The sequence below is a fragment of the Pseudochelatococcus lubricantis genome, assembly GCF_042432495.1.
GTDB classification, from domain to species: domain Bacteria; phylum Pseudomonadota; class Alphaproteobacteria; order Rhizobiales; family Beijerinckiaceae; genus Pseudochelatococcus; species Pseudochelatococcus lubricantis.
In genome coordinates this window covers 540,707-561,416 of sequence record NZ_JBHLXC010000001.1, presented here as the reverse complement: position 1 = coordinate 561,416, position 20,710 = coordinate 540,707, and the positions used below count along the sequence as shown (strand labels likewise).

Genomic DNA, 20,710 nt, shown 5'->3' with positions numbered 1-20,710 from the left:
TTTCCTATCAGCGCCCCTTCCGCCGTCGCTGTCAACCGATGCCCTGGCCGCTCGTTGGCCGCTCAGGCAACGACCGTCAGCGCCGGGCGGGCACCGGCGCGAACGGGCGCCGGACGCTGCTCGCCCTCCCCGTTGCGGATCGCGTCGACCCGGTCGATGAAGGCGGCGATGCGCGGCGCTATCTCGTTGACGAAGCGCTTGCCGTTGAACACGCCGTAGTGCCCGACGCCCATCTGCAGGTAGTGGTCGCGCAGTTCTTCCGGAATGCGGGGGCAAAGCCGGTGAGCGGCCAGCGTCTGCCCGACGCCGGAGATATCGTCGCGCTCGCCCTCCACCGTCATCAGCGCGGTGCGGCGGATGGCGGAAAGGTCGACCCGCTCGCCGCGATGCAGGAGGCCGCCCTTCGGCAGCGACTGCTCGACGAACACCTGTTCCACCGTCTGCAGGTAGAATTCGGCCGTCAGATCCATCACGGCGAGATACTCGTCATAGAAGGCGCGATGCTTCTCGGCCGAATCGCCGTCTCCCTTCACGAGATGCTGGAACATGTCGTGATGGGCGATGAGATGCCGGTCGAGGTTCATCGCCATGAAGCCGGAAAGCTGCAGGAAACCGGGATAAACCTCACGCATGAAGCCGGAGCGCGTGAACGGCACCTTGGTGATGCAGTTGCGCCGGAACCATGCGATACCACGCTCCTGCGCCAGGCGGTTGACCTCCGTCGGGCTCTCGCGCGTGTCAATCGGCCCGCCCATCAGCGTCATCGAGCGCGGCGACGCGGGATCGTCCATCGCCTCCATGCGCGCCACGGCCGCGATCACCGGCACCGCCGGCTGGCAGACGGCCATCACGTGCGCGTCCGGCCCGAGGAAGCGCAGCATGGCGATGACGTAATCGATATAGTCGTCGAGATCGAAGCGCCCGGCCGACAGCGGCACGGCGGAGGCGTCGACCCAGTCGGTGATATAGACGTCATGCGTCGCGAGGAACCGCTCCACCGTGCCGCGCAGCAGCGTGGCGTAGTGGCCGGACATCGGCGCGACGATGAGGAGCTTGGGCTGCCTGCGCCGCAGCCCCGGCCGCTCGAAGCGGATCAGCCGGCAGAACGGCGCTTCCCATACGGCACGCTCGCGGATCGTGATGCGGCGGCCGTCGACCTCGATGGCGCCGAAACCGAACTCTGGCTTGGCATACTGTCGCGTGCTGCGCTCGAAGAGTTCGCATGCGGCCGAGATGGTGCGCCCGTAAGCCGTGTAACTCAACGGGTTAACGGGAATGCTGAACGCATACCGGGTGGCGTTCGACACCGTGCGGGCGGGCCGCGCAAAGGCAAAGGCCGCCTCATACCAGTAGTAGGCGAGATTCATGTTCTCGGCCTCCCCATTATGGCGCCGCGCGCTCTGACGCGCACAGGCGCACAAATCCTCCCAGGGGCATCGCGACATGCGGGGCCCCACCGGTCTGTGCCGTCACCGGGATTGCTCCCCGGCCGGAACGCCACGCCGGGTTGTCCGGTTCTTGGCTTCCGTGGTTCCTGATCCGGGGCCGGTTCGGCGGCCGGGGCATGCGCGGAACGCTTGCCTTCACCGCTTTACGATCCTCGTGAACGTTAGCCGGATGGTAACTGTTCCATCTAAAACTTTCAAATTCGGTTAACGCGAATCAGAGAGCATTTCTGCCCCGCAACAAGTTTCTCGCGCAACTATTAACAGATTCTTGACGATCTTCCCGCATCCGCGAGCCTCCGCTTGCTGCAGAGGCGTCCGGAAACGGGCTCCGGCGGAGAGAGACCGCACGAATCAGTCACCTCTGCGCGCAGGTGATTCGGCATTCCGCCGAGCGATGTTCTCCGGACATGACTTCCCGCGCGCATCCGCCGCCCCGCCCGTTTACCGCAAGCCGCATTTTTCCGGAAAACGGTACCCGTTTCCCGGTCCGATGCTCTATAGCCTTGCAGCGAACCGGCCGGGCGAGCGACCGCGCCGGGCAGTCACGATCGCGGGAGGCGGGGCATGGCGAAGGCGGAAGGCATCGACGTGGAGCACGATGCCCATCGGCTCAAGGTCGACACGCTCGTGCGCCTGCGCTGGCTCGCGGTCATCGGCCAGAGCGCGGCCGTCGCCGGCGTGCAGTTCGGGCTGGATTATGCGCTGCCGTTCGGCGCGTGTTTTGGAGTGATCGCCTGTTCCGCGCTGCTCAACATCATCCTGCGCATCCGCTATCCGGCGAGCGCGCGACTCGATCCTTGGCTCGCCTCGCTCATTCTGGGATACGACGTCCTGCAGCTCTCGGTGCTGCTGTTCCTCACCGGCGGACTGCAGAACCCCTTTTCCCTTCTGGTGCTGGCGCCGGTGATGATTTCGGCGACGGTGCTGCCGCCATGGCGCACGCTGCTGCTGGGGGCCTTCGCGCTGGCGCTGACGACGGGCCTCGCCTTCTTCCACCTGCCGCTGCCGTGGGTATCGGGCGAGACGCTGTCGCTGCCGCTGCCTTATATTATCGGCATCTGGTTCGCGATCCAGCTCGGCCTTGGTTTCACGGGCGTCTACACGTGGCGGGTGGCGGACGAAGCGCGCCAGCTCGCGCATGCCCTTTCCGCGACGGAACTGGTGCTGGAGCGCGAGCAGCATCTCTGGCAGCTCGACGGCCTCGCCGCCGCCGCCGCGCATGAACTCGGTACACCGCTCGCCACCATCGCGCTCGTGGTGCGGGAACTCGACCGCGCCGCCGGCCCGGACCATCCGATGGCGGAAGACCTCGCCCTGCTGCGGGAGCAGGTCGGCCGTTGCCGGGAAATCCTCGCCACGCTCACCTCGCTCGGCACAAACGACGCAGGCCCCCTCGGCCATCTGACGCTCTCGCACCTGATCGAGGAGGTGGCAGGCCCGCAGCGCGGCTTCGAGGTGCCGATCACGATCACCTGCAAGGGAGAAGGGCGGGAGCCCGTGACCGCACGCAACCCCGGCCTGCTGTACGGACTGGGCAACATCGTCGACAACGCCGTCGACTTCGCCCGCAGGCAGGTGACGATCGAGGCGCACTGGACGGCGGATACGGTGACGCTCGCCGTTCGCGACGACGGGCCGGGCTTCACGCCCGACATCCTGCTGCGGCTCGGCGAACCCTACGTCACGTCACGCGGCGCGGAGCGGCGTGGAATCGTGCGCCGCAGCCACGACGACAACGCGGACGGCCACGGGCTCGGTGTGTTCATCGCCAAGACATTGATCGAACGTTCGGGCGCCGAAGTCACCTGGACCAACGCCCCCGGCGAAGGCGCGCTCGTGCAGGTGGTCTGGCCGCGGCAGGTGTTCGAGGCGGAATGACAGGTTTAACGGGCAGGATTTCGCCCCGATTTTTCATGCCGCGCCGCCTGTCCGGAATTGCAGGGCGGTGAAAATGGTGCATAAGTACCGACAAACGAAAGGAGGAACGCCATGGCGGATGCAAACGGTCCTGAAACGGGCGCGGCCGATCCGGGCTGCCCCGACGGCGACCGCAGCCTCATCATCATCGATGACGACCACGCCTTCCTGACTCGTCTTGCCCGCGCCATGGAGCAGCGGGGATACGAGGTGCGCACGGCCGATACCGTCGCGGGCGGCATCGCGCTGATCGAGGAGCGCCCGCCGGCCTATGCCGTCATCGACATGCGCCTGAGCGATGGCAACGGGCTCGACGCCATCACCCGCCTCAACGAGGTGCGGCCGGACGCGCGCGGTATCATCCTGACGGGATACGGCAATATCGCCACCGCCGTCACCGCCGTGAAGCTCGGCGCATTCGATTATCTGGCCAAGCCCGCCGACGCCGACGAAATCCACGCCGCGCTCGTGTCGCGGCCCGGCGACCGCGCGCCGGTGCCGGAGAATCCGATGTCGGCGGACCGCGTCCGCTGGGAGCACATCCAGCGCATTTACGAGGCATGCAGCCGCAATGTGTCGGAGACGGCGCGGCGCCTGAACATGCACCGACGCACCCTGCAACGCATCCTGGCCAAGCGCGCGCCGCGCTGACGAAAACAGGGCGGACATTGACAATGGGCGCCGCGCGGCAGATACCCGGCCGGCCATGACCACGACGCACACCCGTTCATCGACCGGCCTGAAAAAGCTGCTCATCATCGCCCACGATCTCTTCATGACAGGGCTGGCGGTGGCGCTCGCCTTCGTCATGCGGTTCGACGGGCCGCAGCTCGCCACCCGTCTCGATGCACTGCCGATGATCCTGCCGGGCTTCGTGGTCTACGCGGGCGTGGTGTACTGGATTTTCGCGCTCTACAAATCGCGCTGGCGCTTCGCCTCCCTGCCCGACCTCGCCAACATCCTGCGCGCGGTCACGGTATTGGCGCTGACGCTGCTGGTGGTCGACTACGTGCTGGCGTCGAGCACGTTCTACGGCTTCTTCTTCTTCGGCAAGATCACCATCGTCCTCTACTGGATGCTGCAGCTCTTCCTGCTCGGGGGGCCGCGCCTTGCCTACCGCTATCTGAAATACGCGCAGTCGCGCCACACGCTGGAGCGGGAGGGCGCCGTGCCGGCCCTCATCCTGGGCCGGGGATCGGACGCGGAAGTGTTGCTACGGGCCGTCGAATCGGGCGCGCTGCGCAAGATCCAGCCCAAGGGCATCCTGACGCCGCGCGCCAGCGATCTCGGCCAGTCCATCCGCGGCGTGCCGGTCGTCGGCGAATTCGCCGATCTGGAACAGGCGGTGGTCGACTTCGCCGAGCGCGGCTACAACATCCGCCGGCTGGTGCTGGCGCCGAGCGCCCTCGGGCAGGAGGCGGAGCGTGAGCATTTGCTGGCACGCGCGCGCAAGCTCGGCCTGCCACTGTCGCGCCTGCAGGGGCTCGATGTCGGCAAGGGAGAGCTGACGGGCGGCATCGCCTCGCTCGCGCCCGTCGAGATCGAGGACCTGCTGCTGCGCCCCACCGTGGAGATCGACCACGAGCGGCTCGCCCGCTTCATCCAGGGCAAGCGCGTGGCGGTGACGGGCGGCGGCGGCTCCATCGGCAGCGAAATCTGCATGCGGGCGGCTGCCTTCGGCGCCTCCGACATTCTGGTGATCGAGAACTCGGAACCCGCCCTGCACCAGATCACGGAGGAGCTGCGCGCCCTCGACAACGGGCCCGCCGTCCACGGCGCCATTGCCGACGTGCGCGACCGGGCGCGCCTGCACCAGGTGCTGGCCGAATATCGCCCCCACTTCGTGTTCCACGCCGCCGCGCTGAAGCATGTGCCCTATCTGGAGCAGGACTGGGCGGAGGGCATCCGCACCAACGTGTTCGGCTCCGTCAACACAGCCGATGCGGCGCTGGCGGCGGGTGCGCACGCCTTCGTGATGATCTCCACCGACAAGGCCATCGAGCCCGTCTCCATGCTTGGCGCCACCAAGCGATTCGCGGAGATGTACGCACAGGCGCTCGACAGTGCCGGCGCCAGCGCTCCGGAGGCCCCGCGCCTCATCGCGGTGCGCTTCGGCAACGTGCTCGGCTCCAACGGTTCCGTCGTGCCGAAGTTCAAGGCGCAGATCGCGCGCGGCGGCCCGGTGACCGTGACGCACCGGGACATGGTGCGCTACTTCATGACGGTGCGGGAGGCGTGCAACCTCGTGCTGACCGCCGCCTCCCACGCCGACGGCGACATGCGCGCGGCCGAGGCCGGCGCCGAGCGCCCGTCCGTCTACGTGCTGAAGATGGGCCAGCCCGTGCGCATCTACGACATGGCCGAGCGCATGATCAGGCTCGCCGGTTTCGAACCCGGCGCCGATATCGAGATCGCCGTCACCGGCATCCGCCCCGGCGAACGCCTGCACGAAATCCTCTTCGCGCACGACGAAGCGATTACGGAGACGGGCATCGACGGTGTGATGGCGGCGCGGGCCGTGTTCGCCAGCCGGCTGCAGCTCAATGCGTGGCTGGCGCAGCTCGACGACGCCGTCACCCGCTATGACCGGGCGGCCGCCGAGGCGGTGCTCGACGCGGCTATTCCCGATTTTGCTCGCCGTCCGTCCGCCGGCGCGCCAGCAGCGCCCCCAGCCGGCGAAGCCCCTCACGGGACGAGACAGACGGCGTAAAGCCGGACTGAGCCAGCCGCAAGCCTTCCACGACGAGCGGGCTGTCGAGGCGCTCCAGCAACGCGGCCCGCCCCAGCGGCGACAGGCCGGCGCGCAGCAGTGGCACGGGCACGCTGAGCAAGCCCGGCCGGCGCCCTTGCCCCGCCCGCAGCGCGGCGATGATCTCGCCCACATTGACCGGCGCGCGGTCCGCGACGATGAACGGCCCGGCGGGCGGCTTGCCGGCTGCATCGCGGGTGGTCAGCAGGTGGGCCACGGCCTCCGCCACCGTCTCCACCGCCACCAGCGAACGGCGGGCGCGCAGCGCGCCGAAGGGCAGCGGGATGGGTAGCCGCGCGAGGCCGATCAGCGCGCCCATGTTGCCGCGCACGCCCGGCCCGTAGACGAGCACCGGCCGCAGGGAGACGGCGAACAGATCGTCGATTTCCGCAAGCCCACGCTCGGCGGCGAGCTTCGAGCGGCCATAATCGTCCGTCGGATACGGGTCGTCCGTCTCGCGCTGGACGGCGGGACTGGACGGCCCCGTCTGGGCGCGGATCGAGGACAGGAATACGAACCGTTCCACGCGCCCCCGCGCCGCATGCGCGAGATGCAGCGTCGCCGCATGGTTCACGCGGCGGTATCGCTCCGGCGGAACATCGGGACCGGCATGCGCGATGCCCGCCGCGTGGATGACAGCATCAACGCCCGCGAGCGCCGGCCGCCAGTCGGGAGAGCCGCCGATGTCGCCGACCACCGCCCGCTCGACTCCCGGCGCGACGGGTATCTCCTCCCGCAGCGCGGCGCGCACCGTATGGCCGCCGCGCTGCAGCGAGGCAACCAGATGGCGGCCGATGAAACCGGTCGCGCCCGTCAGCAGAATGCGCATGGCCCGCCCCCGTTATCGCCTGACCGAGAACCGGTATAGCACGAAGCCGACGAGCGCCACACCGGCCATCACCGGCACCGCCTTCCAGACGATCGCCTCCGTGGCCAGCGTCAGGGCCGCGAGCAGCGCGAGCACGACGTTCAGCGCCGCCACCCGTCCCACCACGGCAGGCACCGGCCAGCCGTTGTCCGTGGCACGCTGGTAGAAATGGCTGCGATGCGCCTGCCACACCTTCTCGCCTTTCGACAGGCGGCGCAGCAGGGTGATCGTCGCATCGCCGAGATAATAGAGCGGCAGCAGCAGCGCCGCCGCGAAGCCGCCCTCCCCGGCAAGCCTGTAGAGCAGGAAACCGACGATGAGGCCGATCGGCAGCGATCCGACATCGCCGAGAAAAAGCCGTGCCACCGGCCGGTTGAACGGCGCGAAGCCGAGCAGGCCGCCGAGCAGAGCCGCCGCGACGAGGCCGCTGGCGGGATCGAGTGCGCCGAACGCGGCGAAGAGCACAAGCGCGGCGGTGACCGGCACCATTTCGGCGACCGTCATCCAGTCGAGCCCGTCCATGAAGTTGACGAGGTTGACGAACCAGATCGCCGCGAGCGCCACGAGCGCCCATTCCACGGCGGCGGGCAGCACGGGAAACAGCGCCCCCACGCCGGCGCCCGCGAGCGCCAGCGCAACCGCCAGCGCCTGAAACACGAGCCGCAGCGAAGCGGACAGCGGGCGGATGTCGTCGACGGCCCCGACGATCGCGAGCCCGACGGCCGCGAGCGCCAGCAGCGCGAAGCCCGGCAGGTCCGCCGTCCGGTCCGCGAGCAGCAGGCCCGTGCCCGCGCAGAGCAGCGCCGACGCCACCACGGCGATGCCGCCGCCCTGCGGCGTCGGCACCTTGTGGCTGGAGCGGGCGTTGGGCCGCGCCAGTGCATAGCGCTGCAACAGCGGGCGGAGCGCGAGAATCAGCGCCCACGACAGGGCGAGCGCCGACAGCAGAACGGCGGCGGCGCCCACGTCAGGCCCCGTGATAGCCGCGATACCACTCCACGAAGCGGCGAATGCCGTCCTCAAGGGAGGTCGCGGGCGAGAAGCCGGTATCGCGGGCGAGATCCGCGATGTCGGCCGCCGTCTCCAGCATGTCGCCCGGCGGCAGCGGCATGTCGGAGCGCGTCGCCTTGCGCCCGACCGCCGCCTCGATGACCGCGATCAGCCGGTTGAGTTCCTCCGGCCGGTTGTTGCCGATGTTGTAGACGCGATGCGGCGCGGACGATGTCGCGGGATCGGGCGTGAGGCCGTTCCACAGCGGGTCGGGCGCGGCCGGGCGCGCGAGCACGCGCAGCACGCCCTCCGCCACGTCATCGACGTAGGTGAAGTCTCGCCAGACCTGCCCGCCGTTGGCAACGCATATCTCCCGCCCGCGCGCGATGGCGTCCGTGAAGATGTAGACGGCCATGTCCGGCCGCCCCCATGGCCCGTAGACGGTGAAGAAGCGCAGCCCCGTCGCCCGCAGGCCGTAGAGATGCGCATAGGAATGCGCCATCAGCTCGTCCGCCTTCTTCGTCGCCGCATAGAGGCTGACGGGATGGTCGACGTTGTCGCGCTCGCTGAAGGGCACCTTGCGGTTCGCGCCGTAGACGGAACTCGACGAGGCGTAGACGAGATGCTCCACGCCGCCATGGCGGCAACCTTCCAGCACGTTGAGGAACGCGACCACGTTGGCGAAGATGTAGGGGTGCGGGTCGACCAGCGACTGGCGCACGCCGGGCTGGGCGGCGAGGTGCACAACCCGCCGGGGCGCGACCTCCCTGAAAGCCGCCGCGGTCGCGGCTGCATCGGCAAGATCGAACCGCCGGAAATGGAAGCCGGGATATCCGGCGAGTTGCGCGAGCCGGGCCTCCTTCAGGGCGGGATCGTAATAGGGCGACAGATTGTCGACCCCCACCACGCTCTCTCCCCGCTCCAGCAGGCGGCGAGCCACATGGTAGCCCACGAACCCGGCGGCGCCGGTCACCAGAACGGGCGCAGCGATGGAAGCGGAAGTCACGGTCGGCGATATTTCGTTTGGCAAGTGGTGTTCCGCTCAGGTCACGGTTCGACGATCGGGAGCGGACAATAAAGCAATTTTTCGGGAATGGGAGAGAGAAAGCGCGCTTTCCCGGCACGGATACACGGCTTTCGGCAGCTTCCAGCATGCGGAACCATTCGCGTTTGCCTGCGTTCCTTCAATACTTCACCAACAGGGAGACACGATCATGGGAACCGTTCAGAACACGTGGGAGCAGATTCAGGGCAACTGGAAGCAGTTCACCGGCCAGGTGAAGCAGCAATGGGGCAAACTCACCGATGACGACCTCACCGTCATCGATGGCAAGCGCGAGGAACTCGCCGGCCGCCTGCAGGAGCGCTACGGCTATGCGAAGGAGCAGGCGGAGCGCGAAATCGATACGTGGACGTCGCGCCTCTGACGTTTGCCTTCTGTCATATTAATGACCGGCGCCGGCCCTCACTATAATGGCCGGCGCTGGATCGTTCCAGCCCCCACGTGAAAGGATCGCATCATGGCAGACAAGACCGAGAACGCCTTCAACGCTGAAATCGAAACGCTGCGCACCGATATCCGCGGCCTCGCCGATTCCGTCGCGGAACTCGTCCGCCGCGAGACGGAGAATGCGCGCGTCGGCGTCAAGGACGCGGCAGACAGCCTTGCGCAGACTGTTTCCGCGACCACGGAATCCGTGAGCCAGGCAGGCCATCGCCTCGCCGCCGACGCGCAGGACAGCGTGCGCACCGCGACGACCAAGGTCGAGGCTTGCATCGAGAAGAACCCGCTGCAATCGGTGCTCGTGGCGGCGGGCGTGGGCTTCGTGCTCGGTCTGCTGAGCCGGCGGGGATGATCGGCCTCATTCGGGCGCTGCTCGGCGCGCAGATGCTCGCCGCGCAGACCGCGCGCCTGCGCGAGGACGCGCGCCGCGCCGTCTCGCGCATCGTCGGGCTCGCCGTTGCCGGAATTCTCGCCGTCGTTGCCGTAGGCTTCCTGACGGCGGCGGGACATCAGACGCTGACGCGGGTGCTCGGGCCGGTCAGCGCATCGCTGATTGTCGCTGGCGTCTATCTCGCGCTGGCGCTCATCGCGTGGCTCGCAACGTCTCTCTCCGCGCGCCGGCCCATGCCGCCGGCACCCGCGCCCGCGGCCGATCTCGCCGCCGCGACGCAAAGCGCGTTTCAGGGACTCGGCGAGACAGTGCGCGGCCTGAAGCCGGAGGAACTGGCGCAGAAAGGCGGGCAGACGCTCGCGCGGACTGTCGGCCCCCTGCCGCTCGCGGGCCTTGCGGTACTCTCCGGCTTTCTCATCGCCCGCCGCGTCACACGCGGCAAATAGCCGCCGGACCGGCATTGCGGACGCCGGACGATTTCCGCCGGCCGGGCAAGCCCGGCCGGTTCAGCCGCTTCAGCCCGCCGCCGCGCGGGAAGCGGGGCCTTGTGCCTGCTGGCCGAAGAACAGCGCCTGGCTGATGACCGCCCGCACCGCGTCGACGCTGAACGGCTTCGTGATCAGGAACGCGGGCTCGGGCCGCTCGCCTGTGAGCAGACGCTCGGGATAGGCGGTGATGAAGATGACGGGGACCTCGATCCGCGTCAGGATCTCGTTCACTGCATCAAGCCCGGAGCTTCCGTCGGCAAGCTGGATATCCGCCAGCACGAGGCCGGGCCGGTGCACGGCGACGGAGGCCACCGCCTCCGCATGCGTGCGGGCGATACCCGTCACGCGGTGGCCCAACCCCTCGACAAGGGCTTCGATATCCATCGCGATGATCGGTTCATCCTCGATGATCAGGACATCGGAGGCGATCTGGGCGGAAATCTCACGGCTCGCTTCCTGCACGAGACGGTCCACCTCCTCCGGCGAAGCGCCGAGCGCCTGACCGATCTCCTCCCGCGACAGCCCTTCGAGAACATCGAGCAGGAAAGCGGCCCGCGCGCGCAGGCCCAGCACCGACAGGGCCTGCCCCGCATGCCGCTCGATCGCGCCGACGGGCGCATCCGCCCCTTCGGCCCGGTTGGTTGGCACACGCTGCCAGATGTCGAGCAGCACGCGGAACAGCGCCACGCGCGGCGCGATGTCGCGGCGCAACAGATCCGGATCGGCGACAATGGCCTCAAGCGCCGCGACCGCATGCGCGTCACCGCTCGTCTGGCTTCCCGTCAGCGCCCGCGAAAGGCGTCTCAGATAAGGCAGATGCGGCGCAACCAGTTGGGAAAGAGACATCGAGAAACCCCTTACAAACGACGACAGGCCAGAATTCGTGTTCAGTGGAATAGACCAGCTCGGGCGAAATCTTCCGGAAATTGTCGCGCGGGCCGATCGCCGGGACGCACCGCCGGACCTCACGGCCGGCCGCACGCGCCGGACGATTCGCCTTGCCGGGCAAGACGATCCGCCATGTTAACCCTGTTTGCAGCGAAAAGTTCCATGGCCCCGGAACCTTCTGCAGGCTTCGACGTTCTTCAAGCGATTGTAAACCGTCATTGACATGTATGGACAGGACGTCGAAGTGGTTACGAGTGATGGCAGCGTCGCGGATGTGTATTTGCATCCGGCGGCGGGAGGGCTGGAGGCCGCGATGAATGATACGGATCGTTCTGGAAACGGACAGCGGTCGCAAGCCGGCGCGACGAACGTGCGTGATTCCGGGACGGAGCGCGCGGCCGCGAGCGCCGGCAAGACAGAAGAAGGGCACGAACCCGTTGCGCCGCCCGCGGACGGATCGACGCCGCCGCTGACGCCCGACATCCAGAACCGCATCGGCGCGCAGTTGAAGATGCTCTACAGCGACCTGATCACACAGGAGACGCCCGACCGTTTCCTCAAGCTCCTCGACGACCTCGACCGGCAGACCCGGAAAGGCTGACGCCCCCCCCCCTGCCCGCCTCGCCAGGCAGGTGGAGCGACTGAACCGTTCCGGCAACAGTCGATCCGCTCCATCTCTTTAGAGCGTGTTCCGATCAGATGAAATCATCTGATCGATCAGAATTCGCTCAAAATAAGGAATTTAGAATCTGTCCTGTTTCAACGTAAACAGGACAGATTCTAATGCAGCGCAGGAAGGTCATGACGCAGTGACGGCGAACGAGCGACAGCGATCCGCGCGCCAGGCCGTGCCGCCCGCCCGCGACCGGGAGAGGAGCGGCGGCGCCCGCCCGCACATCGGCAGCCGGGGGCTGCGCAGCCAGATCGTCATCGTTCTCTCGCTCGTCCTGCTTCCCGCCGCCATCATCTCCGGCCTATGGACATGGTCGCAATACAGGCACCTGCGCACCATCAAGCTCGCCGGTGCGACGCGGGCAGCCGAACGTGTGGCGGCAGACATCAACGAGTTCCTGCGCAACAACAGCGTCGTCGCCGCGACGCAGTTCGCCCGCACCGACCCGGCCGTCAGCCGGCGGGACCGGTGCGAGGTGCGTCTTTCGGACGTGCTGCGCGAACGGCGTGAATACAGCTTCGCCGCCGTTCTGGTCGACGATGCGGTGATCTGCGTCGTCGACACGGGCGCGCACTTCGTCTCGGACGACGACGCCCGGGCCGAAGTAAAAGCCATGTACGGTCGCCTGCTGGCCCGGCCGGCCGGGGAGAACGGGTCCACCTTCCTGCATCTGCCCGACGAGCGTCTCCTGATACTCGGCGCGAGGGTGCGGTCGGCGGCGGACGAGGCGCCGCCGCCACCGGCCGAGGAGCGGCGCGTCTTCGTCATCACCGGGCTGCGGACCAACGTCCTGTCCTATACGATCGGCGCCATGCGGCTCGGCATCGACCGCGGCAGCGCGATCCTGTCGGCGGACGGCGATGTCATCGCCCGTTCGAGCACGCCTGCCATCGGCGACAACTGGTTCCCCGACGGCCCCTCCACGCTGGCGGACGCCATAGGCCGGCTGCCCCCGGGCGGGAACTTCGCCGCGCAGTCGCAATCGGGGGAGCAGTTCCGCTATTTCCTGGCCTCCACCGTCAACCCGGACCTGCTCGTCCTGACAGGCTATCCCGAGACGCTGCTGTTCGCATCCGAGCGCTCCGTGCTTTGGAGTTCGCTGGCGCCGCTGCTGCTGATGCTGGCGGTGGCGACGGTCGGCACCCTGTGGGTGACGGAGCGGCTCGTCGTGCGCTGGATCACCTATCTGCAAAGGGTGACGCGCGTCTACGGCAGCGGCCGTCTCTCGGTGCGCGCGGTGCGGATCGGCAACGCCCCGCGGGAGCTTGCGGAACTGGGCACGGCCTTCAACGAAATGGCGGCCAACGTCGCGAGCTACGCCCGCCAGCTGGAACACGCCGCAGTGGAGAAGGACACGCTGCTGCGGGAACTCCACCATCGCGTCAAAAACAATTTCCAGGTCATCGTCAGCCTGCTCAGCCTGCACAAGAGGGCCGCCGATGCACAGGCGCGGCCAACCGCCCCCGCCGAGGGCGACGGACTGCGCTTCATCGAAGATCATGTGCAGGCCATGTCGGTGGCGTACCGGGTCGGCTACAGTTCCGGCGACATGGGCGAAACGCCGCTGGCGGAACTGATGCACGATGTCATCGACTGCCTGCGGCGCACGGCGGACATGGCGGAAGCCGACATCGTCGAGATACCACCCGCTGCCGGCCATGTCGTCGACCTCGACCGGGCGATCGGCATCGCGCTTTATCTCGCCGCCCTGCTGCCGGCCTATCTCGACGCCGTGAAGCGCGCGGCGCCCGATGCCGATGGCCGGACGCCGAAGGCCACCGTCAGCGCGGAGGTGGCGACGACAGGGCCGGCATCCGGCCCGTTACGGCTCGCCATCGGCACCGTTCCCGGCATCGCCATCGCCGTGTCACCGCTGCAGGAGCGGCTGGCGCGCGCTTACATCCGCCAGCTCGGGGCGACCTCCGTCGACGATGGCGAGCCCTCGCGGCGGACCATCGTCATCCCGCTCGACCGCCTCGACGCCAATCCCGGCCGATGACAGCGCCATCGTCCGGCCAGGAACCAGAAAAGGCCGCCTCCCCATGATCTGTGCCTGTTTCGGTACTCCCCGGACCGTCATCTGCAACGATATCCGGAACTTTTCGCCGGGACATGCGTTTTCCGGTGGACAGCAACGGCCAAGCACAAGGCACGGCATGGAGGAACGCGGCCGGGAGGCGCTCGCAACCCGCTCCCGCCGCACGGAGGCGGCGGATGTTCCGCGGCATGTTTCCAGGTTGAATGCCTGTCAGCCGGACGGCTTCCTTCGACGGCCGTCCCGCTCGCCCGCAAGCGAATGGAGCACGCGACAATTCCGATGACGAAACAACCGGGAACGGAAACTTGTTCGGGGAAAACCCGCATGACGCAGGAAAACGCGCAAGATCACGCGAACGCCGGCAGCCATACGGCCCGGCCGCAGGCAAATGGCGCCGGAAACGCGGAAGCGGGCGAAGCGAATGAGCGCGTCCGGCAGGATCTGATCGACGCCATTCCGAAGCTGCGTGCCTTCGCCATCTCCCTGTGCGGCAAACCGGAGCGCGCAGACGACCTCGTGCAGGAAACGCTGATCCGGGCGTGGGCGAAACTGTCCTCCTTCACGGAGGGCACGAACATGGTGGCGTGGCTCTACACCATCCTGCGCAATGTCTTCTACTCCGAGTACCGGAAGCGCCGGCGCGAGGTCGAGGACGTCGACGGGCGCATCGCCTCCATGCAGGCGACGCCTCCGCCGCAGATCGGCCATATGAACCTGCGGGATTTCCGCGAGGCGCTCATGAAACTGCCCAACGACCAGCGCGAGGCGCTGGTGCTGGTGGGCGGCGCGGGGCTTTCCTACGAAGAAGCGGCGGAAGTGTGCGGCTGCGCGCTGGGCACGATCAAGAGCCGCGTCAACCGTGCGCGCGGCCGCCTCGCGCAACTGCTGACCATCGATTCGGCGAACGAGATCGGCCCCGATCCCGCGTGGCAGGGCGTGCTGGACCACGCCACGGGCCCCGGCGGCGGGCGATGACGCCCGCCAAAGAAAGCAGGCCCACATCCGCCCGGTGCAAACGATCCACAGCCGGCAGGTTTCGTTGAAGATCGTGCTTGCATTGCCGGCAATCAGCCTATATACGGACCTCCTGCCTGCGGATGCTCCCATCGTCTAGCGGTCTAGGACGTCGCCCTCTCACGGCGAAAACAGGGGTTCGAGTCCCCTTGGGAGCACCATCGCCGTTTGCGGGTAACCGATGCCCCGCTTTCCGGCCGCGTTGTCGTTTGTGTTTCGCGCGGCGCATGATCGGCGATTTTTCATGGTGGTTTTCCCTATTATGCGTGCCATGGCGCGCGGCCCAGAGGACGAGGTTTGCTTGAGTTCCATCGATAGCGTCACCGAATCAGGCGACAGGATCGACGCGACCTGGGCGGGCGACGCCGCGACCCGTTTCGACAAGGCGCTGGCGCAGGCCATCGCCGAATTGCCCGCCGGCGCGGACTTGTCGCGCAGCCGCCTCCAGCAGCTGATTCGCGCGGGCCACGCCAGCGTGGGCGATGCCATCGTGACCGACCCGGGCGCGCGCGTTGCCACCGGCGCACGCCTCGGCCTGATCGTGCCGCCGCCCGAGCCCGCCGCTCCCACGCCCGAGACCATCCCGCTGCATGTCATATATGAGGACGACGCGCTGATCGTCATCGACAAGCCGGCCGGTCTCGTCGTGCATCCCGCGCCCGGCAGCCCCAGCGGTACGCTCGTCAACGCGCTGCTGGCCCATTGCGGCGACAGCCTTTCCGGCATCGGCGGCGTGCGCCGGCCCGGCATCGTACACCGGCTCGACAAGGACACGTCCGGCGTCATGGTGGTGGCGAAGACGGATCGCGCCCATCAGTCGCTCGCGGCCCAGTTTGCCGACCACGGCCGCACCGGCCCGCTGCAGCGCGCCTATGCCGCGCTGTGCTGGGGCGCACCCCTGCCGCGGGCTGGCACCATCGACGCCCCGCTCGAACGCATGGCCCACAACCGCGAGAAGATCGCCGTGGTCGCGCGCGGGCGCGGCCGCGAGGCCATCACGCACTACCGGGTGGAAGAGAATTTCCCGCCGCGCTCGGCGGAACCCGTCGTGAGCCTCGTGCGTTGCGAACTCGAAACGGGGCGGACGCACCAGATTCGCGTGCACCTTGCCCATCGCGGCCATCCCCTGCTCGGAGATACATTGTACGGCAGCGGCTTCCGCACCAAGGAAGTCCATCTGAACGATGCGGCGCGGCAGGCACTTTCCGCCCTCGGCCGCCAAGCGTTGCACGCTACGCTGCTCGGCTTCGCCCATCCCGATACGGACGAGGAGATGGTCTTCGAAAGCGCGCCGCCGCCGCCCATGCAGCGGCTTCTGGATGCGCTGCGCGAAGGTTGAGAGCCGCCGCACGGCATATATCTTACCCGCTGCCCATCGTGCGGAGCCGCACCGACCGGTGCGCCTTTTGCATGGATACTGAATTTGCCGCAACGGTTCGGTCAAACCGCCGGCTTCACCATACAGTTATCAAAATTTGTCATTACTTTTCGTGACTCCGTGTTTCGATAGTATTTTTCGCGGGAAACACGTTTCGCGTCCCGGCCATGAGGAAGAGCGGACCTGACAGGATTGTCATTTTTGATCTCTTCCCCTTTATTGGCCGGATGCATTATAGTGAAAACAGGTTGGCCATCCGGCAACCGGACTGATCCGCCTGATGAGGGGATCCGAGAGGAGGCGTTATGAGCAGTTCATCGGCATTGCCGACTTTGGCGAGCGACAGCGGCCTCAGCCGTTATCTGGCCGAAATTCGCCGCTTCCCCATGCTGGAGCCGCAGGAGGAGTACATGCTCGCCAAGCGGTGGAAGGAGCACGGGGACAGGATTGCGGCACATAAGCTGGTCACATCGCACCTGCGGCTCGTCGCGAAGATCGCCATGGGATACCGCGGCTATGGCCTGCCGATTGCGGAGGTCGTGTCGGAGGGGAACGTCGGTCTGATGCAGGCCGTCAAGCGTTTCGAGCCCGACAAGGGCTTCCGCCTCGCAACTTATGCCATGTGGTGGATCAAGGCCGCCATCCAAGAATACATCCTGCGTTCGTGGTCGCTCGTCAAGATGGGCACCACCGCGAACCAGAAGAAGCTGTTCTTCAACCTGCGCAAGGCCAAGGGCCAGATTTCGGCCTATGAGGACGGCGACCTGCTGCCCGAGCATGTGAGTACGATCGCCACCAAGCTCGGCGTGCCGGAGAAGGAAGTCATCGACATGAATCGCCGTCTGATCGGCGATGCCTCGCTGAACGCTCCGCTGCGGCAGGAAAGCGAAGGCGAATGGCAGGACTGGCTCGTCGACGACGGTGTCGATCAGGAAACGAACCTGGTCGTCGAGGAAGAAGGCAGCAACAGGCTCACAGCGCTGCGTGAGGCGCTCGGCGTTCTCAACGACCGCGAGCGACGCATCTTCGAGGCCCGCCGGCTGCGCGACGAGCCTGTCACGCTGGAGGAGCTGTCCGGCGAGTTCGGCGTCTCCCGTGAGCGCGTGCGCCAGATCGAGGTGCGGGCTTTCGAGAAAGTGCAGGAAGCTGTCAAGCGGGGGCTCGCGCGCATCGAGAACCCCCAGCCGGTCAGCGCTGCCGACTAGAATCTGTGCTGTTTACGTTGAAACAGGACAGTTTTCAGGCTCCTTATTTTGAGCGAATTCTGATCGATCAGATGATCCCATCAGAACGTGCGCCCTATATTTTATGCAACTTGCATTCAATTCGATGGATCGACTTGAATGCAAACTGCTATAAATAGAACAATTTCAGCAAAAGTGGACGCCGCTTTCGGAAAAAAGCGGGATGACGATTGAACGAGAGTCATCCCGACCCGGCTGCCGGCGTCACTTCCAGCTATCGAGCGCGTCAGAAATGATCTGCTGACCAACCGATCCCTTGGCGATCGTGATCGTCCCCATCTTGCCGCTGGCGAAACGCAGCGGCAGATCGACCCAGTCGCGCTGCCGCAACAGGTCCCTGTTGCGGCTGACGTCCGCAGCGACGTTGGACAGGCCGACGAGGAACACGTTGTCCGCGACGGGTATCGGCAGCCCCGCCAGCGGCACGCCGCGCGGTTCCTTGTCGACGCGGAGTTGCGGCACGGCGATATCGCGCACTACGCGGTCGGGCGAGCCGGGATCGTTCACGAAGACGATCTCGATCGTATGTGACGCGGGCAGCGACGGATCGTCGTTGGGGCGCATCACCAGCGAGAACGACAGCCCGGCCTCGGCGATGACAACATCGGCATAAAGCGCCGCGTTGCTGCTGCCCTTGCCTTCCAGCCGCCACAATACCTGCCCGGCCGAAATCTTCGGCTGCGTGCTGTTCTCGTCCTCGAGTTCGAACAGGAACGCGCGTTGCGCGATGACCTCCGTCTGCGCCTGCGTGCCGTTCGTTTGTGGCGCGGCCGCCGTCTGCGGCGCGGCTTGGGCGGGCCGGGCCTCCACCGGCGCGGCGGGCTGCGCCGGCTCGTCGGGCGGCGCGCCACTCACCCGGTCGGCGATCTTGCCGTTGCCCGCGGTCTCCGCCGTGTCGCTGGCAGGCGCCGGCGCACCAGCCTCCTGCGGTGGCAGCGCATCGTTGCGAAGCCACCAGGCAGCGCCGCCGATCCCGGCAAGCACCAGAGCGATCGCCGCGATCACGCCGCCACGGCGCACCGCAGAGGTTTCGCGCTTCTCCCGACGCGCGGCCACACGCGGGCGCTCGCGCGCGGCATCTCCAGCCGCGGCAGGTTGGCCGGCAGCACCGCTATTGGCCGAGGCATCGTCCCCGCTCCCGTCCTGCGCCGCGAAACGGTCGAAGGTCAGCGCTTCTCCGGTACGCGGCGGTTCCTCCGCCAGCTCTGCCTCGATACGGGCGATGACGGTCTCCAGCGACGCCTGCTCGCGCAGCAAGCGTGTCTGTTCGCTCAGGATTTCCGCTTCCGGCAGATTGGGGTCGATATCCTGCCGCTGGCGTTCATACAATCCGCGAATATGATTGTAGACCGCAAGCCGCGCTTCCGGCGTATTTTCCGGCTGGCTGTTGATCGCCCGGGTTAACAATGCGTATAGATCTGTCATTCACCACTAACCGCCCTTGGAGGCAGCCTCAATTTACAGCGCCGTGGCCGGCTCTCGGCGCATGCGCCGATCCAGCCGGACCGGCAGACGCGCCGCATTGGAGCAAAATGCATTGAACATGAATCGGTGTTTTGCTCTATCTTTTTATTCATGCATCAAATTTATCCAAGAAGTGCCCGCGCCCCGGTTCGGGGCAGCAGCCATTCTGGCGCGCATTATTGTCGAACGGATGGCCCCATCCGTTCGACGTGCGCGCCAGCAGTGATTTATCCCTCGAAAGGGTTGTGCACGAGGATAGTATCGTCGCGTTCCGGACTGGTGGAAAGAAGCGCCACCGGCGCGCCGATCAATTCCTCGATACGGCGCACATATTTGATGGCTTCGGCGGGAAGATCCGCCCACGAGCGTGCGCCTGCCGTGGAGCCCTGCCAGCCGGCGATGCTCTCATAGATGGGCTTCACCCGCGCCTGCAATGCCTGATTCGCCGGCAGGTAGTCGATCGTATTGCCGTCGAGTTCATAGCCGACGCAAATCCTGATCTCCTCGAAGCCGTCGAGAATATCGAGCTTCGTCAAGGCGATGCCGGTGATACCCGAGGTGCTGACCGTCTGGCGGACCAGAACGGCGTCGAACCAGCCGCAGCGGCGCTTGCGCCCGGTGACGACGCCGAACTCGCGCCCGCGCTGGCCGATCAGCTCGCCCGTATCGTCGAACAGCTCCGTGGGAAACGGCCCCTCGCCCACGCGCGTCGTATAGGCCTTGGCGATGCCGAGCACGTAGCCGATGGCGGTCGGCCCGAGGCCAGAGCCTGCAGCCGCCTGCCCCGCCACCGTGTGGGACGAGGTAACGAAGGGATACGTGCCGTGGTCGACATCGAGCAGCGCGCCCTGCGCGCCCTCGAACAGGATGCGCTTGCCTGCCCGCCGGTCATTGTCGAGCGTGCGCCAGGTGGTGTCCATGTAGGGCAGCACCTTCGGCGCGAGCCGCAGCAGTTCGTCGATGATCGCCTCCGCCTCGTATTCCGGCAGGCGGAAGCCGCGCCGCAGCGCGTTGTGATGCGACAGCAACCGCTCCACCTTGCCCGGCAGCGATTCCGGATCGGCAAGATCGGCGAGCCGGATGGCACGCCGTCCGGCCTTGTCCTCATAGGCCGGGCCGATGCCCCGGCGCGTCGTGCCGATGCGGGTGCCGACGTTGGAGCTTTCGCGCAGGGAATCGAGTTCGCGGTGCAGCGGCAGAATCAGCGACACGTTTTCCGCGATGCGCAGGTTGTCGGCGGTGATCACGACGCCCTGTGCGCCGAGCCGCTCGATCTCGTCGACGAGCGCCTGCGGATCGAGCACCACGCCGTTGCCGATGACGCCGCGCTTGCCCGGCCTCACCACGCCCGACGGCAGCAGCGACAGCTTGTAGGTCTCGCCGCCGATCACGAGCGTGTGCCCCGCGTTATGCCCGCCCTGGAAGCGCACCACCACATCGGCCTGTTCGGACAGCCAGTCGACTATCTTGCCCTTGCCCTCGTCGCCCCACTGGGCGCCGACCACGACGACGTTCGCCATTTCAGCCTCGCATTCATTGTCCCGAAGCCGTGCGGCACCACGGCAAAAACAAACCCCGGCCGAGAGTGCTTCTCTTGGCCGGGGCTCTCACTGATTTCATGAAAGATCACGTCCGCAAGGTCAAGCCCCGCGACAT

The 20,710-nt window shown here is 67.0% G+C and carries 18 protein-coding genes and 1 tRNA gene; 12 read left to right on the top strand and 7 right to left on the bottom strand.

The window, feature by feature from the left end; genetic code table 11:
* Window positions 1-62: 62 nt before the first annotated feature.
* On the bottom strand, window positions 63-1,367 hold the full coding sequence (locus ACFFJ7_RS02345; RefSeq protein WP_377590644.1) for a polyhydroxyalkanoate depolymerase: 1,305 nt from the start codon (window positions 1,365-1,367) through the stop codon (window positions 63-65).
* A 645-nt stretch (window positions 1,368-2,012) separates the two neighbouring features.
* On the opposite strand from ACFFJ7_RS02345, the gene ACFFJ7_RS02340 reads away from it, so the two are divergent.
* From ACFFJ7_RS02340 to ACFFJ7_RS02330, 3 genes are all read left to right on the top strand, one after another.
* Window positions 2,013-3,326, top strand: a complete 1,314-nt coding sequence (locus ACFFJ7_RS02340; RefSeq protein WP_377590643.1) for an ActS/PrrB/RegB family redox-sensitive histidine kinase — start codon at window positions 2,013-2,015, stop codon at window positions 3,324-3,326.
* A gap of 111 nt (window positions 3,327-3,437) precedes the next feature.
* On the top strand, window positions 3,438-4,016 hold the full coding sequence (locus tag ACFFJ7_RS02335; RefSeq protein ID WP_166949408.1) for an ActR/PrrA/RegA family redox response regulator transcription factor: 579 nt from the start codon (window positions 3,438-3,440) through the stop codon (window positions 4,014-4,016).
* Between the two features lie 55 nt (window positions 4,017-4,071).
* Window positions 4,072-6,075 carry an SDR family NAD(P)-dependent oxidoreductase gene (locus ACFFJ7_RS02330; RefSeq protein WP_377590642.1) on the top strand — a complete coding sequence of 668 codons (2,004 nt, stop codon included), beginning with the start codon at window positions 4,072-4,074 and terminating at the stop codon, window positions 6,073-6,075.
* Here the strand turns inward: ACFFJ7_RS02330 and ACFFJ7_RS02325 are convergent.
* Genes ACFFJ7_RS02325 through ACFFJ7_RS02315 form a run of 3 tightly spaced genes read right to left on the bottom strand, consistent with a single transcriptional unit; the run spans window position 5,984 to window position 8,978 of the window.
* On the bottom strand, window positions 5,984-6,943 hold the full coding sequence (locus ACFFJ7_RS02325) for an NAD-dependent epimerase/dehydratase family protein (protein WP_377590641.1): 960 nt from the start codon (window positions 6,941-6,943) through the stop codon (window positions 5,984-5,986). The two genes, ACFFJ7_RS02330 and ACFFJ7_RS02325, sit on opposite strands and share 92 nt — an antisense overlap.
* Window positions 6,944-6,955: 12 nt before the next feature.
* On the bottom strand, window positions 6,956-7,948 hold the full coding sequence (locus tag ACFFJ7_RS02320) for an MraY family glycosyltransferase (protein WP_377590640.1): 993 nt from the start codon (window positions 7,946-7,948) through the stop codon (window positions 6,956-6,958).
* Between the two features lies 1 nt (window position 7,949).
* Window positions 7,950-8,978 (bottom strand): NAD-dependent epimerase/dehydratase family protein, encoded by a 1,029-nt coding sequence (locus tag ACFFJ7_RS02315; protein WP_377590639.1) that lies wholly within the window; start codon window positions 8,976-8,978, stop codon window positions 7,950-7,952.
* A 208-nt stretch (window positions 8,979-9,186) separates the two neighbouring features.
* On the opposite strand from ACFFJ7_RS02315, the gene ACFFJ7_RS02310 reads away from it, so the two are divergent.
* The 3 genes from ACFFJ7_RS02310 (at window position 9,187) to ACFFJ7_RS02300 (ending at window position 10,313) form a co-directional block, all read left to right on the top strand.
* The gene (locus tag ACFFJ7_RS02310; RefSeq protein ID WP_377590638.1) at window positions 9,187-9,399 is read left to right on the top strand and encodes a CsbD family protein; all 213 of its coding nucleotides are present in this window, start codon (window positions 9,187-9,189) and stop codon (window positions 9,397-9,399) included.
* A 93-nt stretch (window positions 9,400-9,492) separates the two neighbouring features.
* Window positions 9,493-9,828 (top strand): ElaB/YgaM/YqjD family protein, encoded by a 336-nt coding sequence (locus ACFFJ7_RS02305; protein ID WP_166949398.1) that lies wholly within the window; start codon window positions 9,493-9,495, stop codon window positions 9,826-9,828.
* The gene (locus ACFFJ7_RS02300) at window positions 9,825-10,313 is read left to right on the top strand and encodes a phage holin family protein (RefSeq protein ID WP_377590637.1); all 489 of its coding nucleotides are present in this window, start codon (window positions 9,825-9,827) and stop codon (window positions 10,311-10,313) included. Before ACFFJ7_RS02305 ends, ACFFJ7_RS02300 begins: the two co-directional genes overlap by 4 nt.
* Window positions 10,314-10,382: 69 nt before the next feature.
* Here ACFFJ7_RS02300 and ACFFJ7_RS02295 read toward each other — a convergent pair whose 3' ends face one another.
* Entirely contained in the window at window positions 10,383-11,201 is an 819-nt protein-coding gene (locus ACFFJ7_RS02295) for a response regulator (protein WP_166949394.1), read from the bottom strand.
* Window positions 11,202-11,556: 355 nt separating this feature from the next.
* Here ACFFJ7_RS02295 and ACFFJ7_RS02290 point away from each other — a divergent pair, with 355 nt between their 5' ends.
* From ACFFJ7_RS02290 to rpoH, 6 genes are all read left to right on the top strand, one after another.
* The gene (locus tag ACFFJ7_RS02290; RefSeq protein WP_166949392.1) at window positions 11,557-11,844 is read left to right on the top strand and encodes a NepR family anti-sigma factor; all 288 of its coding nucleotides are present in this window, start codon (window positions 11,557-11,559) and stop codon (window positions 11,842-11,844) included.
* A 208-nt stretch (window positions 11,845-12,052) separates the two neighbouring features.
* Window positions 12,053-13,915, top strand: coding sequence for a histidine kinase dimerization/phosphoacceptor domain -containing protein (locus tag ACFFJ7_RS02285; protein ID WP_377590636.1), 1,863 nt, complete (start codon window positions 12,053-12,055; stop codon window positions 13,913-13,915).
* Window positions 13,916-14,278: 363 nt separating this feature from the next.
* Complete coding sequence (locus tag ACFFJ7_RS02280) at window positions 14,279-14,929, top strand: sigma-70 family RNA polymerase sigma factor (protein ID WP_377590635.1); 651 nt, start codon at window positions 14,279-14,281, stop codon at window positions 14,927-14,929.
* A gap of 124 nt (window positions 14,930-15,053) precedes the next feature.
* Window positions 15,054-15,129 (top strand) — tRNA-Glu (locus ACFFJ7_RS02275).
* A gap of 140 nt (window positions 15,130-15,269) precedes the next feature.
* Entirely contained in the window at window positions 15,270-16,307 is a 1,038-nt protein-coding gene (locus ACFFJ7_RS02270; RefSeq protein WP_377590634.1) for an RluA family pseudouridine synthase, read from the top strand.
* A 344-nt stretch (window positions 16,308-16,651) separates the two neighbouring features.
* Complete coding sequence (rpoH, locus tag ACFFJ7_RS02265; RefSeq protein WP_166949386.1) at window positions 16,652-17,551, top strand: RNA polymerase sigma factor RpoH; 900 nt, start codon at window positions 16,652-16,654, stop codon at window positions 17,549-17,551.
* Window positions 17,552-17,794: 243 nt separating this feature from the next.
* Here the strand turns inward: rpoH and ACFFJ7_RS02260 are convergent, their stop codons facing one another.
* Together ACFFJ7_RS02260 and ACFFJ7_RS02255 are read right to left on the bottom strand one after the other, a co-directional pair.
* Window positions 17,795-19,015 (bottom strand): hypothetical protein, encoded by a 1,221-nt coding sequence (locus ACFFJ7_RS02260; RefSeq protein ID WP_166949384.1) that lies wholly within the window; start codon window positions 19,013-19,015, stop codon window positions 17,795-17,797.
* 266 nt (window positions 19,016-19,281) lie between these two features.
* Complete coding sequence (locus tag ACFFJ7_RS02255; protein ID WP_377590633.1) at window positions 19,282-20,574, bottom strand: adenylosuccinate synthase; 1,293 nt, start codon at window positions 20,572-20,574, stop codon at window positions 19,282-19,284.
* Between the last annotated feature and the right edge of the window lie 136 nt (window positions 20,575-20,710).

What these genes read in the sequence shown, in the direction of transcription:
- ACFFJ7_RS02345 (WP_377590644.1), bottom strand. Translation starts at nt 1,367, where the DNA reads ATGAATCTCGCCTACTACTGGTATGAGGCGGCCTTTGCCTTTGCGCGG.
- ACFFJ7_RS02340 (WP_377590643.1), top strand. Translation starts at nt 2,013, where the DNA reads ATGGCGAAGGCGGAAGGCATCGACGTGGAGCACGATGCCCATCGGCTC.
- ACFFJ7_RS02335 (WP_166949408.1), top strand. Translation starts at nt 3,438, where the DNA reads ATGGCGGATGCAAACGGTCCTGAAACGGGCGCGGCCGATCCGGGCTGC.
- ACFFJ7_RS02330 (WP_377590642.1), top strand. Translation starts at nt 4,072, where the DNA reads ATGACCACGACGCACACCCGTTCATCGACCGGCCTGAAAAAGCTGCTC.
- ACFFJ7_RS02325 (WP_377590641.1), bottom strand. Translation starts at nt 6,943, where the DNA reads ATGCGCATTCTGCTGACGGGCGCGACCGGTTTCATCGGCCGCCATCTG.
- ACFFJ7_RS02310 (WP_377590638.1), top strand. Translation starts at nt 9,187, where the DNA reads ATGGGAACCGTTCAGAACACGTGGGAGCAGATTCAGGGCAACTGGAAG.
- ACFFJ7_RS02305 (WP_166949398.1), top strand. Translation starts at nt 9,493, where the DNA reads ATGGCAGACAAGACCGAGAACGCCTTCAACGCTGAAATCGAAACGCTG.
- ACFFJ7_RS02300 (WP_377590637.1), top strand. Translation starts at nt 9,825, where the DNA reads ATGATCGGCCTCATTCGGGCGCTGCTCGGCGCGCAGATGCTCGCCGCG.
- ACFFJ7_RS02295 (WP_166949394.1), bottom strand. Translation starts at nt 11,201, where the DNA reads ATGTCTCTTTCCCAACTGGTTGCGCCGCATCTGCCTTATCTGAGACGC.
- ACFFJ7_RS02290 (WP_166949392.1), top strand. Translation starts at nt 11,557, where the DNA reads ATGAATGATACGGATCGTTCTGGAAACGGACAGCGGTCGCAAGCCGGC.
- ACFFJ7_RS02280 (WP_377590635.1), top strand. Translation starts at nt 14,279, where the DNA reads ATGACGCAGGAAAACGCGCAAGATCACGCGAACGCCGGCAGCCATACG.
- rpoH (WP_166949386.1), top strand. Translation starts at nt 16,652, where the DNA reads ATGAGCAGTTCATCGGCATTGCCGACTTTGGCGAGCGACAGCGGCCTC.
- ACFFJ7_RS02260 (WP_166949384.1), bottom strand. Translation starts at nt 19,015, where the DNA reads ATGACAGATCTATACGCATTGTTAACCCGGGCGATCAACAGCCAGCCG.
- ACFFJ7_RS02255 (WP_377590633.1), bottom strand. Translation starts at nt 20,574, where the DNA reads ATGGCGAACGTCGTCGTGGTCGGCGCCCAGTGGGGCGACGAGGGCAAG.